The 15,038-nt window shown below is 49.4% G+C and carries 12 protein-coding genes and 1 pseudogene; 6 read left to right on the top strand and 7 right to left on the bottom strand.

Going from position 1 to position 15,038, the window contains the following annotated elements:
• Positions 1–32: 32 nt before the first annotated feature.
• From K0T92_RS10600 to K0T92_RS10590, 3 genes are all read right to left on the bottom strand, one after another.
• Positions 33–1,172, bottom strand: a complete 1,140-nt coding sequence (locus K0T92_RS10600) for a sugar ABC transporter substrate-binding protein (RefSeq protein ID WP_219872448.1) — start codon at positions 1,170–1,172, stop codon at positions 33–35.
• Between the two features lie 272 nt (positions 1,173–1,444).
• Positions 1,445–2,059, bottom strand: a complete 615-nt coding sequence (locus K0T92_RS10595) for a YqaA family protein (RefSeq protein ID WP_219872447.1) — start codon at positions 2,057–2,059, stop codon at positions 1,445–1,447.
• Between the two features lie 251 nt (positions 2,060–2,310).
• On the bottom strand, positions 2,311–3,234 hold the full coding sequence (locus K0T92_RS10590) for a LacI family DNA-binding transcriptional regulator (RefSeq protein ID WP_219872446.1): 924 nt from the start codon (positions 3,232–3,234) through the stop codon (positions 2,311–2,313).
• A gap of 296 nt (positions 3,235–3,530) precedes the next feature.
• Here K0T92_RS10590 and K0T92_RS10585 point away from each other — a divergent pair, with 296 nt between their 5' ends.
• Positions 3,531–4,766, top strand: a complete 1,236-nt coding sequence (locus K0T92_RS10585) for a serpin family protein (RefSeq protein ID WP_219872445.1) — start codon at positions 3,531–3,533, stop codon at positions 4,764–4,766.
• A 365-nt stretch (positions 4,767–5,131) separates the two neighbouring features.
• Complete coding sequence (xerS, locus tag K0T92_RS10580; RefSeq protein WP_219872444.1) at positions 5,132–6,211, top strand: tyrosine recombinase XerS; 1,080 nt, start codon at positions 5,132–5,134, stop codon at positions 6,209–6,211.
• Here the strand turns inward: xerS and K0T92_RS10575 are convergent.
• Positions 6,208–7,383 (bottom strand): FAD-dependent monooxygenase, encoded by a 1,176-nt coding sequence (locus K0T92_RS10575; RefSeq protein WP_219872443.1) that lies wholly within the window; start codon positions 7,381–7,383, stop codon positions 6,208–6,210. The genes xerS and K0T92_RS10575 overlap by 4 nt on opposite strands.
• Positions 7,384–7,556: 173 nt before the next feature.
• Positions 7,557–8,120 carry a TVP38/TMEM64 family protein gene (locus K0T92_RS10570; protein WP_219872442.1) on the bottom strand — a complete coding sequence of 188 codons (564 nt, stop codon included), beginning with the start codon at positions 8,118–8,120 and terminating at the stop codon, positions 7,557–7,559.
• Between the two features lie 179 nt (positions 8,121–8,299).
• Here K0T92_RS10570 and K0T92_RS10565 point away from each other — a divergent pair, with 179 nt between their 5' ends.
• The gene (locus K0T92_RS10565; protein ID WP_219872441.1) at positions 8,300–8,596 is read left to right on the top strand and encodes a DUF3817 domain-containing protein; all 297 of its coding nucleotides are present in this window, start codon (positions 8,300–8,302) and stop codon (positions 8,594–8,596) included.
• A gap of 102 nt (positions 8,597–8,698) precedes the next feature.
• Here the strand turns inward: K0T92_RS10565 and K0T92_RS10560 are convergent, their stop codons facing one another.
• Positions 8,699–9,592 (bottom strand): LysR family transcriptional regulator, encoded by an 894-nt coding sequence (locus K0T92_RS10560; RefSeq protein ID WP_219872440.1) that lies wholly within the window; start codon positions 9,590–9,592, stop codon positions 8,699–8,701.
• Between the two features lie 223 nt (positions 9,593–9,815).
• Between K0T92_RS10560 and thrC the strand changes: the two genes are divergently transcribed.
• Positions 9,816–11,102 (top strand): threonine synthase, encoded by a 1,287-nt coding sequence (gene thrC, locus K0T92_RS10555; protein WP_219872439.1) that lies wholly within the window; start codon positions 9,816–9,818, stop codon positions 11,100–11,102.
• A gap of 586 nt (positions 11,103–11,688) precedes the next feature.
• On the opposite strand, the gene K0T92_RS10550 is transcribed toward thrC, so the two are convergent.
• On the bottom strand, positions 11,689–13,860 hold the full coding sequence (locus K0T92_RS10550) for an anthranilate synthase component I (RefSeq protein ID WP_219872438.1): 2,172 nt from the start codon (positions 13,858–13,860) through the stop codon (positions 11,689–11,691).
• Positions 13,861–14,215: 355 nt separating this feature from the next.
• On the opposite strand from K0T92_RS10550, the gene K0T92_RS10545 reads away from it, so the two are divergent.
• Together K0T92_RS10545 and K0T92_RS25635 are read left to right on the top strand one after the other, a co-directional pair.
• A complete protein-coding gene (locus tag K0T92_RS10545) occupies positions 14,216–14,731 on the top strand; it encodes a DinB family protein (RefSeq protein ID WP_219872437.1) in 516 nt (171 codons plus the stop codon).
• Between the two features lie 181 nt (positions 14,732–14,912).
• A pseudogene (locus K0T92_RS25635) lies at positions 14,913–15,038 on the top strand (IS256 family transposase); the annotation flags it as partial.

Below are 15,038 nucleotides of genomic sequence, written 5' to 3'. Positions count from 1 at the left end.
CTTCCCCGTAATTGACCCCCTTGTCTGTATAACTATCTAACTTCTATATGGTTGGCTTCCTCTTTCTTTACAATCGCATTGAACGCATCCTCTGAAGAATTCTGCTGAAGCACGTCAAGTCCGGCACCAATCGACGCCCAGATGGCAATCATATTGGGGTGGATCGGCATCGTGCGGCTGAATTCCAGCAGCGAAAGAATGGATTGCTTGTTTGGCGAGCCCTTCTCCAGCAGATTGCGTTGTACGGCACTATTCGTCGGTATGCGCTGTACTTGCTCCGCCCACTTCATCTGGCATTCCTCGCTCAGCATAAAGCGTGTAAACGATAATATTAACTCTCGTGTCTCGGAATCCAGTGATTCATTGGGATAGATAAGCCCAATCGAAGAATTCAGCGGCAGGGACGGTTTCCCTCCGATATCCGGCAGCTTGGCTACGCCCAGCTTCTGGCCCATCCTTCTGTCCAAATAGTTGAAAATCCATTCTCCACAAATAATAGCGCCGATCTCTCCGTCAATAAATTGCTCCAGCAGTGCAGTAGAGCCGTCAAGATTAGCCAGTATTCCTTGGTCAATCTTGTTTCTCACGAATTGCAATGCCGATCTCATGCTCTCATTCGTCAGATCCGCCTTGCCATCCTTAATCGGCCAACCGCCGAATGCTGTGAAGAACGGCATAAACCAATAGGATTGACTCATATCTCCGCCAATCGGCTTAATTCCTCTTTGTTTCAGCTCATCCGATAATTGCTCAACTTCCTCCCACGATACAGGCGGCTGCGGCAAAATATCCTTATTATAATAAAGAACGAGATGATTGCCTGTCAGAATAGGAACACCATACGATGTACCCTCCATTGTCATGGATGAGCGCACGTTCTCGCCCAGTTCAGCTGAGAACAATTCAACAGGGGCTTCCGATAGTCGTGCTTTCTCTTTGAATACGACCATATCCGCCGGGACAAATGCCATATGCGGCCCGACACCTGTCCGCTCGATTGCGACTAACCGTTCGCCAAGCTCCTGAATGCCCATAACCTCGGAGATAACATTAACGCCGTTGCGTTCTCCATATAAGCGGCAAATCTCTTCCAGTACTTCGATCGATGTGTCACCAGGCCCGTCAAATTCATGCCAAATAACCAGTTCTTTATTTTTTTCTGTTTCTCCCATCTCTCTCTAGCCTCCTATGCAATTTTTACAGCAGCTGTTACCGACTCTCCAATCGATAAAGTTTCTTGTCTGCTCCTTCCAGTAATTGAAGCACTCCCTCCTCTCTTGCAGCTCTCTACACGCACAAACGTTTGCACGTATATGGCAAAAATATAACATGGCGAAGATATCCATGTAAAGAAATGGCCTCTTTTGCGGAAATTTGGCCAAAAAAAGAAGCTGTCGAATGGATCTATTATCCATAGACGGCTTCCTCTATCATTTCATGTCGATTATTCAGATGGTGTGCTATCCAGCGTGACATTCTGGCCGGACTCGGCTTCCTGCTTTTTCTTCCCGTATTTCCGCTTAATTAGTAACCCAATGATCAAGACAGGCACACCGATCAGGAAAATATAAGTGGAGACCTCATGCACCATGCCCTTTGCCGCCCGGCCGTAGTAATAGAATAATAATCCGATGGCATAAAACTTGATCGCCCTGCCAATAGCGGCATATACAATCAGCTTCCAAAGCGGGAAAGCAAGCGAGCCTGATAGAATCGTAAACACTTTGAACGGAATAGGTGTGAATGAACCGATAAGAATAGCTGCCTCGCCGTTCTTCTTAAACAAATTCGTAGCGGAATCGATCCATTCTTTCTTGAGAAAGCGGTAGAGGATGGATTTGCCTAGTACTTTACCGATATAGTAGCCAACCGGCGTGCCTAGCAGACAACCGATAAAACCAGCGGTAGCAAGCCAAATTGCGGAGGAAGGATTCACAACGCTCAATGATACTTGAGTAAAAAATGCAGGAACCGGAAATATAATTGCGTCTGCAATAGAATGAATGAACAGTCCCCATACTCCAAAATTCTCTAGAAAGTCTATGATCTTCTGAAACATTGCGCCTACTCCTTCTGGTCAATCTAAAGTCCGTCTCTATATATTGTAGGACATTTTGGCTAAAACTCCAAATAGACTATCGTCGGTAATATTATCTAGACCTAAGTCGGGAATCCATCCTATCATCAAATCAGTTATATTATACCATGAAATAATGAATAAACTGCTATTTATTCGGTATAAATACGAGAAAAGCAAGATGGATCACTGTCGTTGAAAAAAAGATCCTGTCCTCGTATGCGCAATCGGTCCTAGTTGTCCTGGCATGGTTCAATCCAGATCGTCTTCTCGGAATCATCGAATCGATAGCCCGTAAGATGCTTGTTCATAATATCAAAGGCACACTCCGCCTTTCCCTCGAACGTGATCTTCCGGGCGCCGATCGGAACAACATGCGGGCAGTCCGCCGTACACACCACTGCAACCCGCCGAGGATCCATATAACTGGCCGCCATCGCGGCGATAAATTCATTAATGATTATGCCTCTGCCTTCAGGATGCCGGCTCAAAAAACGAGCCACTCCTTCTTCATTCTTCGCCACATGAATATGCTGCTCATCCAACCCGCTGGAGCTGCGAATAATTTGCATGATCTCTTCATTGTTATAATTGTCTGTAATGAGAAATGAGATCTCTCCATCCATCATTCCAGCAGCCCTGCTAATAGCTCTGGGGAGATCCGGCACGATTTTGTGGAAGAGATTATCATCGATCAGACTATCAACAATCACAGCTGGAACACCAACAGTGAAATGCCGGGATATTTGATAAAAGGCTTTGGTCTGCACACCTGCGATGTATACCCCATCCAAATTTCTTTCTAAAATAATATGCAGACGAGGGTCATTCTGATCTATCGTCGAAACGAGAATATGATAGCCCTGCTCCGACCACAGCTTCTCAAGCTTGCTCAGGAATGAGGCATAGCTGAACGGTCTCCATGCGCCTGCTCCGCTTTCTGCCGAGATAAGCAGCCCGATCAATCCCGTCTTGCTCTTGACTAACGATCTGGCCGCCAGATTAGGCACATAATTCATTCTGCTGGCCGTCTCCAGCACAAGCCTCCGCGTTTCCTCGGGGATCGTCTGGTTCTTCACATTATTCAGCACATAGCTGACAGTAGCAACCGACATATTAATCTCTTTTGCGATATCTTTCATCGTAATTTTCTTCATACTGTCTCTTCTCCGGTTCTGTGAAGGATATCTACTAGGCTCCATTGAGCGCGCGTTAGTCAACTATCGGCAGGGTAGAAATCAGTAATACTTGATTCTAACATATTTATATCCAGAGTGAAAATTTATAAGTTTACATATTTAAAGTTATGTCACCTTGATTCACGGTTGTTTTGCTGTTGCAACAAAAGAATAAAGTGCTGCGTCAAAAGTATGTCCGTTAATAAAGACTTGTAACCCTGCCCAGATAGGCGGCCAGCAAGCCGAGATTCAATTACATAATAGGGGGAACATTCGTGTTTTATTATGCCTGTCGCAACACCTTTCTTCTGCTTGCCTCAATACTGCTTCTGCTTTCGGCTTCCGCTTGCGGTGAAGAGAAGCAAGCAATTGACCCTGCACGCGCGCAGCAGCACGCCAGTCCAATCGAAGCCTATAACAGTTTTGGCATGGACATGTACCTGGAGGCGGCGGCTGATGCGAGCCATAATGTTGTTCTATCGCCGCTGAGTATGGCCATGGCCTTATCGATGACGATGAATGGCGCCAAAGGCGGCACCTTGGACGAAATGCAGACGATTATGCAGGTTGGGGATATTGCCTCTGAGATAAGAAACAGCGGCAATAAGGAGCTGATGTCGAAGCTTGAGGACAGCAGTGCCGATATCGAGCTATCGATTGCGAACTCCCTCTGGATCAGAGCGGGAAGCAACGTCTATAAAGATTTCAAAGCCAGCAATGAGCAGCATTATAACGCTCTCGTTTCCGAGCTTGATTTTGATACCCCCTCTTCAGTTAATGCCATTAATAATTGGGTCAAGGAGGCTACCGGGGAGAAGATCAGCCATATTATTGAGGATCCGATCGATCAGAATACCCTTATGTTTCTCATCAATGCCCTCTACTTCAAGGGGGACTGGCGCCATAAATTTCTGAGGATGGATACGACCGACCAGCCATTCCGCCTGCTGGATGGATCAAGTATAACGGTACCCATGATGGAGCAGACTAAAGAGTTCCCCTACCTGAAAGCCGAAGCCTTCCAGGCGATCAGGCTGGCTTATGTTAATGAGAATTGGAATATGATCTTGGTGCTGCCCAATGATGGGATCGAATTATCAGAGGTGCAGGAGAAATGGTTGAAAGATTTGTCGAGCTGGAGAGAAGGGTTCCAGACAAGCACTGTCAAGCTCGGCCTGCCCCGTTTCAAGGTTGAATTTCAGCTCAAGATGAAGGATACTCTCCAAGCGATGGGAATGGAGACTGCCTTCGACCGGGAGGATGCGGATTTCTCCGGAATAGCTCCAATACCGCCCAATATTTATCTCGATAATGTCATGCACAAGGCCTTCATCGAAGTGTCCGAGACAGGGACGACAGCGGCAGCAGTCTCATCATCTGAGTTTAAAGAACTGTCTGGCATATCCAGCTCGATTGCTATGACGTTCGACAGGCCGTTCTTCTTCGCTATCGAAGAGAAGACGACCGGAATGATTGCCTTTATGGGCTCGATTATGAATCCTCTTCAATAATATATTGCGAACACTAGTTCCATATCGCTATTTACTTCGCTAAGGGTACTGTTCTACAATAGAAAGTGTGCTGCATGATCCATAAAATCACCAATCAATCATCAATCAATGAGTTTACATAATATTGATTATGTCACCTTTTACCTCTATAAGGCTTCATAGAGAAAGAACAACAGAGCGAAGCAGGGAAATGATTCTGAAGAAGCGCCAGCGCTCGCCTTTGTTTCCGGAATTCCACCATAGACTTATATTCAAGAAATCCGGGAACAACAGCGATCGAAAGAACATTTCCCAGCATTGCGGCCCTTTGTTCTTTCCTAGATGTCCAACTTATAACCAATTTCCATCTGCGGGGTGAATCTCCATTGAATATCATCAAGGTCAAAGACCGTCAAGAGCTCGATCTCAAAACACCGACAATGCCATGGTATGTGGAGAAGTTCATTCAGTTCAAGCTGCCTGACTTGTCACCCTCCTCCCTGCTCGAATATGTCCGTGATTATGAAACCTTTCTCTCCTGGCTGCTGGCTGAGGGGCTGTCGCAAGGTCCGTCTATTAAGGATGTCAAGCTGGAGGAGCTTGAGAAGCTCCATATGGATAGCATCGATACGTTCAGAATGTTCCTGGCTACGCGCCAAGTTCATACGAACAGCCGAACAACGATCTCACGCAAGCTCTCCTCTCTTCGCTCGTTGTTTCATTACTTGAGCCAGATTGCCGAGGATGAGGATTTCTATCCGCTGCTGAAGCGCAATGTTATGGCGAAGGTATCCATCAAACGAACGCACAAGCCCAAGGATACGGCAGCCAAGCTGGAGGGCAAGCTGCTGCAGGAGCAGGAGATTGACGAATTTATCCGCTTTATCCAGGAGGATTATGGCACCGAGGTAGCCAAGAACAAGCAAGCATTATACGCATACATGCAGAACCGGATTCGCGATACCTGTATTATTAGCCTGATCTTGAACTCCGGGCTGCGTGTGTCAGAGCTGGTCAATATGAATATCGACGATCTCGATCTGAAGAAGAGGCTTCTGTATGTGTACCGCAAAGGCAAGAATGACGATACGTTCAAGACACCGGTATATTTTCGCCAGGAAGCCACTCATGATCTTCAGCAATACCTGTCGCTGCGCGATAATCACTACAAAGCGCCGAAGAAGGAAAAAGCCCTCTTCCTCGCCATTGCCAATGGGAAGAAAGAAGGCTCCCGTATGACCAAGCGTGCCATTCAAGAGATGGTGATCAAGTACGCCAAACGGTTCGGCAAGCCTTTTCTGTCTGTACATAAGCTGCGGCATTCATTTGCGACTGACTATTACTTGCGCAACGATCTGTACAAGACACAGGAGCAACTCGGCCACGCCTCTCCCGAGACGACCCAGATTTACGCTCATTTGACAGATAGAACGATGGCCGAGGCGATCGATCGCCCTAAGGATTAGACTTTCAGCACCCCGTCCAATTGTGCGGCCAGCAGGGAGCTTGGCATGCAGCGCAGCAGCAGGTTGCGGGCACTGGCGGCAGCGGCATTCTCCAACTGGACCATTCTCCCCATCCGTCTGGATTGGCGGACTATTCGGCTAGTGCGTGGGATTCGCAGTTCCTCATAACGGCGGATGGCGCCAGCTGTATCGTCTCGAGCCTCTCGAAGACAGTCCGCCAGAATGGCCGCATCCTCAATCGCCTGAGCTCCCCCCTGCCCCAGATTGGGAAGCATCGGATGTGCCGCATCGCCCAACAACACCGCTCGGCCATCGCTCCATGATCGAAGAGGCTTGCGGTCATAGATGTCATGCGCAAGAATAGCCGATGGCTCCGTCGCTGCTATAACCGCTTCGATCGGATTGTACCAGCCGTCAAAATGTCGCAATGCCGCTTCTTTCCGATTCGTCGTTCGCAAAGCCTCCCCTTCAATGGAATTGATTGCCGCGAACCAGAAGACCTTCCCCTGTCCCAATTGCGAGAACCCAAATCTTTTGCCGTGTCCCCATGCTTCGAATCCCCCGCCAAGCTCCATAGAGTACCGGTCATCGCAATAGTCAGCAATGCCTCTAAGGGCAGTAAAACCGCTGTACCGCAATGGCTCAGGACCGAACATTCTCTCTCTTGCCCTCGAATGCACGCCATCAGCAGCAATCAGAATACTGGCCTGCTCCCTCGATCCATCCTCATAGATGGCGGTAACAGCAGTCCCATCCTGCTCATAATCAATCAGCTTCTTATTGAAGTGGACGGTTGCAGCCGCATCTGTCGCATGCACTAGCCTTTCGTAGAGAATATGCAGAAGCTCGGAACGATGAATCAGGCAACTCATATATCCATATCGCTTCTCTTGAACATCAGTGGGGAGTTCAACAATAAGCTTCCCGTCCCAGGTTCTAATCTCGGCTTTCCCAACCTTGGCGCCGTGACGGTACACTTCATCCACAACACCAAGATGCTTCAAGACCCTTAATGCATTGGCAGCCAGCACGATTCCTGCTCCCATCTCGGCTAAACCTTCCCTTTTTTCCGTCACTGCAACCTGCCAGCCGCACTGCTGCATGGCGATTGCAGCGCTTAAGCCGCCAATGCCCGCGCCTATAATTACGGCTCTCCTCTTCCCCGTTTTCATTCTCCCGGCATCTCCTCTCTTGCAGGCATGTATCTAGAGGGTGTTTCAATTAGTTTACATAAATATAGTTATGTTTACTTTATGGCGAGTCTAAATTAATTAATCCTATTAATATAACAGGGCATTAAATTTTCTGAATCTCACCCCATCCACCGACAGTAAAGGGAGCCTCACTATAGCTTCTTCCCTCTCAGCAATACGATGATAGCTGCGATCAGTATGAATGTGATCAGCAGTCTTGTGCCATTTTCCTGAATATACAGCAGGTCATGTCCGATTAATGTTTCAAGCGCAATGGAGGGCAGCTTGCCAATCGCTGACGCTGCCAGGTAAGTAACGAACGGCACCGCACAGGCAGCGCTAACAAATGTAACGACACCCGAAGGGATAATCGGGGCCAGCCGGCCAAGAAGGATAATACTGAATTGACGCTTGGTTCCCGCACGATTCATTCGATCCGTCCATTGCCATCGCGTGGCTCCTCTCCTCTGCCGGATGCTCATAAGCCCTTTGCGGTACAACCAGAAGGATACAGCCGCGCCTGCAACTTCACCCAGCCATGAGAGCAGAAATCCCGGGACAACACCAAATACCATAATGTTCGCTGTTGTCAGGAAGATCGAGGGGATAAGTCCAGCCACACTGATCAGCACACTAAGCAGCAAACTGATAAGAATTGCCCAGATCCCCCACTCCCTGAGCCAGCTTGCAGCCTCTTCAGCCTGAAATAAGCTCATTGCGACACTTGTCCTTTCCACCCGCCATTTTTAACGCCTCATTCACTGGCTTTACGTTCAATTTCACCAAATTGTCAAATAAGTCACAGAACCGCCATAGCAAAGACACAACCATAGACAGATAATAATGATAGACGATTATAGTATACTATCACTCGTATCGGAGGCTGCTATTTCTTATGTTCAAAACTACAGTAGGACGGTTGCGTTTCATCGGCAACATTGAAGGAATCTCATATATTTTGCTGTTATGTGTGGCCATGCCGCTCAAGTACTGGGCAGATATGCCGATATACGTAGCCATCGTCGGCGCGCTGCATGGGCTATTATTTACGCTTTTCATCCTGGCGCTGCTCCACGCATGGATTGACCGCCGCTGGTCATTTCTTCGCGTTCTGATCGCTTTCTTGTCGTCACTCGTTCCGCTGGGTACTTTCTTCCTGGATGCCAATCTTCGTAAAGAAGAGTCTCGCTAATATTTAATACCATTAAACGAACAGCACTATCCTTCCAGAGAGCAGAAGCAAGCTTCGCATACGCGCGAATCGGGCTGCTGCTCTTTTGGTTATGGATAGCAGCTAATGGGACTTGCCCCGCATCAGAACCCTCTCTGCAAAAGCCTTGGCTGCTGGCGGGAGCGGATCATGATCGCGTGTTACCAATACAACAGGATTCGGCAGCGTGGTGTCCGGTACGATAACTCTGGCTACTTCCCCGCGGTTTACCGCCATCTCAGCCTCCAATGAAGAGACATAAGCCGCACCCAAGCCGGCCGCTACCGAAGCGACGGTTTCGTGAATCCCATTCACGACCACTGCCGCAGCCGGGGGCTGCACGCTGTTAACCTTGCATAAGGCCAACAGCCTCGCATGAACGGCACTTCCAGCTTCACGCAGCACAAAGCGCTCCTGCATCATAGCAGCCAAAGTGACCGTCAGTCCTGCATAGGGATGACTCGCCGCCACGATAAACCATAACTCGTCCTGGAATGCCAATTGGCGCGCAAGACCGGGAACCAGCTCGCCGCCGCCGCCGATAAACGCCAGATCTGCCTTGTAATAGAGAAGCCTCTGGATCACCTCATGTGCATTATGCGTCATCATATTGACTTCGATTGCAGGGTATTCAAGCCGAAACGCAGCAAGCCAATCGGGAAGCAGAAAATGAGCTGGAAGCGAGGTCGCAGCGATCCGCAGCACTCCTTTGCGGCCTGTGCGGTAATGCTCCAGATCAGACATAATATCCTGCTGGAGCGCGAACAGTCTCGCCGCATGCTCCGCTACCCGCTCTCCCGCCTCGGTCAGCAGAATGCCTCTTCCCTTAGGGGCGAGCAGCGGGAATCCCAGCTCTGCGCTTAGCTTGCGAACATGCATCGTAACAGCCGGCTGGCTGATACGAAGCTCATCTGCGGCCCTGGTTACACTGCCGTTCCGTGCGACATGGTGAAACACGATAAGCGCGTATAAGTTCATTGTCCTAACCTCCCTGCCTCTGCAAGCCAAAGCTATATATTCCTTGAACGGGAACAATCAGCGACTAGTCTTTACTACTATATCATAACTAAATATTATCGTTATCTAATTTATTTGTATTATACTTATCGTTCTCTGGCGTTTATCGTTAAGTAAGCAGCCCATTCTTGTTGAATCCAAGGCAGCATTTTCACAATAAATTAGCCAAGAGAAGAGGTACGTTATGAACGCAGTGTGTATACAATGTCAATCACTATTCGCGATAGAGTCCATGCGGTACTTGTGCGATTGCGGCGGACTGCTGGAAATTACTCATAATTATGATGGATTGGATGCCGAATACTTGAAGCCTCTGTTCGCGAGCCGTTTATCGGAGCGAAATTCCATCTACGCAAGCGGCGTATGGCGATACAAGGAGCTTATTGCGCCGGAAATTCCAGATCACGCCATTGTAAGCAAGAACGAAGGCAACACAGGTTTGTATGAGACGATTCAGACAACGCAGTACGCAGGAATCAGAAGATTGTGGCTCAAGGCGCAGAGCGAGAATCCAAGCGGCTCCTTCAAGGATAATGGCATGACAGCTGCGGTTTCGCATGCCCGTTATTTGGGCTGCAGCCGCCTTGCTTGTACTTCCACCGGCAATACGTCCTCTTCTCTGTCCATGTATGCTGCGATAGCAGGATTGGATGCTGTCGTCCTCGTCCCCAATAGCGATATATCACCGAATAAAGTGCTGCAGACACTCGCTTATGGCGCTGACGTCTGTTCATTCAGCGGGACCTATGATGATGGGATCCGTTTCCTTGAGGAACATGCGAATCGTTTAGGGCTGTATGTATGCAACTCCATCAATCCAATGCGGATAGAGGGGCAGAAAAGCATCATTTTCGAGATTGCCCAGGATTTGGGCTGGGTGCTGCCGGACTGGATTATCGTGCCGGGCGGCGCACTTAGCAACGCCTCTGCACTGGGCAAAGGATTGCAGGATCTCTACACATTGGGCTTTATTGAGAAGCTTCCTCAAGTCGCCGTCGTTCAAGCCGAGGGTGCCCAGTCATTCCACCGAATGATCGAAGCGGCTTCAGGCAACAAGTGCCCGGCAGCAGGCGCTGCCTCTATGCCCTTCGTGCCAGAGCCCAATCCGCAGACACGCGCATCTGCCTTGAATATTGGCAGTCCTCCCAGCTGGCCCAAAGCTTGGCGGATGCTGTCGCAGACCAATGGCGTATCCGTGACGGTGTCTGATGCCGAGATTCTGGAGGCCAAAGCGGTCATTGACCGCTCCGGCATCGGCTGTGAGCCCGCGTCAGCAGCAGCACTCGCCGGATTGCGCAAGCTCGTAAGCCAAGGCGTTATCCATCGGGAGCAGACAGCCGCAGGCATTCTAACAGGACATCTGCTCAAGGATACGGAGGCCATCAAGGAATATCATCAGGACGGACGGTGGGGCGATCTTCTGCGCAATGAAGTCCGAACGATTCATCTGCAAACTGCTGGATCGATCTAAAGAAGAAATGGGGCTGTCCAGAAAGTCCTTTTTGGAATAAGGACAAGCGAGCAGCGAGCTAGGCGAAACCTGCGAAACGGCATTTAATTTCTTATTTCTGGCCCCACGAAGGGGAAATGCCTGCCAGCGTGCAGGTATTTCCCCTTCGTTTCCCCTTAACGGTCGATTTTCCCTCAAATTCATGCCTGATCGCAGGAATTTCACCATTATGGCCTCTTGTAACCGAAATTCATGCACATTCGCAGGCTTCTGCCCCCATCACTCGCCTTCCCATAGCTTCGCTTGTAATGCGAGGTCATTGCCTCTACCAGCTCAAACATGGTCATTGGACGGTAGTGGGAGAACAGTTTCATCGACGGGACCTGCGTCCCTAAAGATGCTTCGTTTTCCCGGCTACCACCATCGTATAACACTTACAAAAATAGGCCAACCAGAATTCTCTGGCTGACCTAATAATACGAAAAAGATGCTTCCAGCCTACTTTTAAAGTAGTTTTGGAAGCATCTTTTCGCATCATTCGGGACTGGCGCATTGGATATTGGGCTTATTGGACAGCCCCTGTTTTTCAAACCAACTCATCGTGCCATTATTTAATCAAATGCGTGATCATATTCTCAATGATGGCAATACCGGCTTCTCCGCGCAAAGTAGCAATCGATTCCGGATGGAACTGGACCGCAGCGATCGGCAGCGATACATGCTCGACTGCCATTACGATACCGTCCTCTGACATTGCGGTAACGGACAAGCAATCAGGGACGATCTGCGCATAGAGCGAATGATAGCGGCCGACATGAAATTCCGAAGGCATTCCATCCCACATCCTGCTGCTGCCGGTTGTGTGAACAAGCGAGATCTTCCCGTGCTGGGGATAATCAAGCAGATTCAACGCTCCTCCGAAATATTCGACAATCCCTTGCAGACCTAGACACACACCGAACAGCGGTATGTTCTTCTCCACGCATAGGGCAATGGTTTCATTCAAAGCGAACTGCGATGGCCGCCCCGGCCCCGGTGACAGCACAACCATATCGAAGCCGGATGATGCTTGCAGCACATCACGTGCATGGGGTGCGCGCATAGTCGTCACTTCTGCACCGGTTTGTTTCATATAATTCGCAAGTGTATGAACGAACGAGTCCTCATGATCGACCAGCAGAATCCGCTTGCCTTGTCCGGCTCCTGACCGTTGTTGAGATGCGGGCCTGCCCAGTCCAGCCCTCTCCGTGCCCCGCACGGCTCCGACCAGCACGGCTGCCTTCGTTAACGTTTCTTGCTCCTCATCCTCAGGTACAGAGTCATACAGGCAGGTGGCGCCTACACGAATTTCCGCAACCCCATTCCTTATATGAATCGTTCGAAGCGTCAGCCCTGTATTCAAATTGCCGTCGAAGGAAAGATAGCCAACCGAGCCGCCATACCAGTTCCTCTGGCTGCTCTCATGCTCCTCAATCCATTGAATCGCGGCACGCTTGGGAGCGCCCGTAATCGTAACTGCCCACATATGGGTCATAAAGGCATCCAGCGCATCATACTCAGGACGCAGCCGGCCTTCCACATGGTCCACCGTATGAATGAGGTGGGAGTACATTTCGATCTGTCTTCTGCCGATGACTTGAACTGTGCCGGGCTCGCAGATCCGTGATTTGTCATTGCGATCCACATCTGTACACATCGTCAGCTCGGACTCATCCTTCGCTGAATTAAGCAGTTCACGGATTTGAAACGCGTCCTCGATCGCATTGCTGCCTCTCTTGATCGTACCGGAGATCGGACTTGTCTCAACACGGCTCCCCTCCACTCTGACATACATCTCAGGCGATGAGCCGACGAGAAACTCCCCGCCCAGATTGATAATGAAGCCATAAGGGCTTGGGTTGATTTTCTCAAGTCTTGAGAAGATGGCGGAGGGCATACTGGAGCATTGCTCGTACAGCGTATGCGTAGGCACGGCCTCGAACATATCTCCGGCCTTGAACGACTTTCTCGCCTCCTCGACGAGTTCGGCATATTTCCCCGGTGTATACCCATCCTCAGGAATCTTGCCGTTCAGCATTGGCTCCTGAGAGGTGCCTGTCCTTTCCATTCCTTCCGTACTACTGCCCTCGAAGCTGAATTCATAGGACAGTTGAAACGCTGCATCCTTGGAATGATCGACGACAATAATCTCATCGGGGAGATAGAGAATGACGTCCGATTGATTCTCTGCTCTGTGATGCTTCAGTTCCATCGGCTCGAACTGGAAGACCAAATCATATCCGAACGCCCCATACAAGCCGAGAAAGGAATCATTCGGTGAGCGGAAAAGCTCTCTAATCGAACGAATAATTGTGAATATCGACGATTGCGTCGTTCTTTCTTCCTCATTCAGCACGCTCACGCTTGCCTTAATATTACCGGAGAGCTCATTGGGTGATTCACTGAAATTCTCTACATCTGTACTAGACTTCAATATGCGGCGGATAGGCTCCAGTAACACTGTGCCTCTGGCGTTCTCGGCAATGATGGAGAAGCTGGTTCTGTTCGCCTTTAATTGCAGGGCAGGATTGATGAAGCCGATATCCCATCTGGAATACCGTCCCGGAAATTCATACCCGCTTGAGAACAGCGCTCCCTTCCTGTAATCAAGCTTGCTTAACACAATCTCCTTGGCATCCTTGACAGGAATGGGCTCTGAATGGCGGGTAATGGCAATGTTCCCTTGTGTGGTATAGACTTCTTGCTGGGCGGCGGCACTAATAGCGGATAAAATACTCATGATTGTTCCTCCTCTAATAATTAGAGGAGAACAGGAGAGTGGACATAGTGAGGGTATTAGTTTGTGGTTGAATTCAATAAACGACACACTCAGCTCTGCTCTGCTCATCTCAACTAACCTGTTCTCATCTCAGCTTCTTGCTTCATAACGATTACTTTACTAATTTACATGATTCAACATTTCGGTGTCAATCCTCTCCTGGAGCGGCGAATTGCTCCAGTCCTCCTCTCTCCCAAGTGGCTGCAGCATCCGTATCCTTGTACGATTGACTGCGGCATGCTACCATTACTTGTAAGAAATCCATTCTGCCGTCCCACTCCCTATTGTTCATATGAAGAAAGGAGCAAGATAGAGTATGAATAAACGTCCGAACGAGACAGATTACCCCAGGGCAGTCTCACCCTACATTACGAATGTCCCTGAGGGTGACCTTATCCAGCTGCTGCAAGATCAGCTTGAGCAGACATTCCAGCTGCTAGGGACGATTACTGGCGAACAGGAGCAGTTCCGGTATGCGCCGGAGAAGTGGAGCTTGCGCGAGGTAGTCGGCCATGTGATCGACTTCGAACGAATCATCAGCTACCGTGCGCTCCGTTTCTCCCGCGGCGACATCAAGCAGTTGTCCGGCTTCGACGAGAACGATTATGTGCGTGAATCTCATTATGGCGAAACCCCGCTGGCAGATTTACTGGATGAGTTAAGAGCCGTCAGATCGGCCTCCATTCATCTTGCAGCGCGTTTCTCTGAAGGAGATTGGAGCAAGAAGGGCAGCGTTGAAGGGAATGGAATCTCCGTTCTTGCACTGGCATGCAGCCTGTATGGCCACTGGCAGCATCATATGGACGTTATAACAACGCGTTATCTGGTATAACTAATCCCCGCCAGAGGACGATCCGTCATCCAAACGCCGCCGGGAGGCGCGCGGTACGGAAAAAAGAGACAAGCGAACGATGACGTACAATAGTTTGTGTACCAATATTTGGCCCCTTAACAGGGAACAAAAAAGTAGAGTATCCTCGGGGTTACCACGCACCAAGAAGGGACTCTACTCCATGACTATAATAGCAGAAAACCAGCTCACAAACCTATTTGAAAATCTTGTCACTCAGTTTGTAAAAGAAAACCTGGAATCCATTATGAAGGCGGAGATCAAACACTTCATGGAGGATGAAACGAAC

The organism is Paenibacillus oenotherae (assembly GCF_019443105.1).
Lineage (GTDB): Bacteria > Bacillota > Bacilli > Paenibacillales > Paenibacillaceae > Paenibacillus_Z > Paenibacillus_Z oenotherae.
The sequence above is the reverse complement of the archived record's forward strand: the minus strand, read 5'-3'. Positions and strand labels throughout refer to the sequence as shown.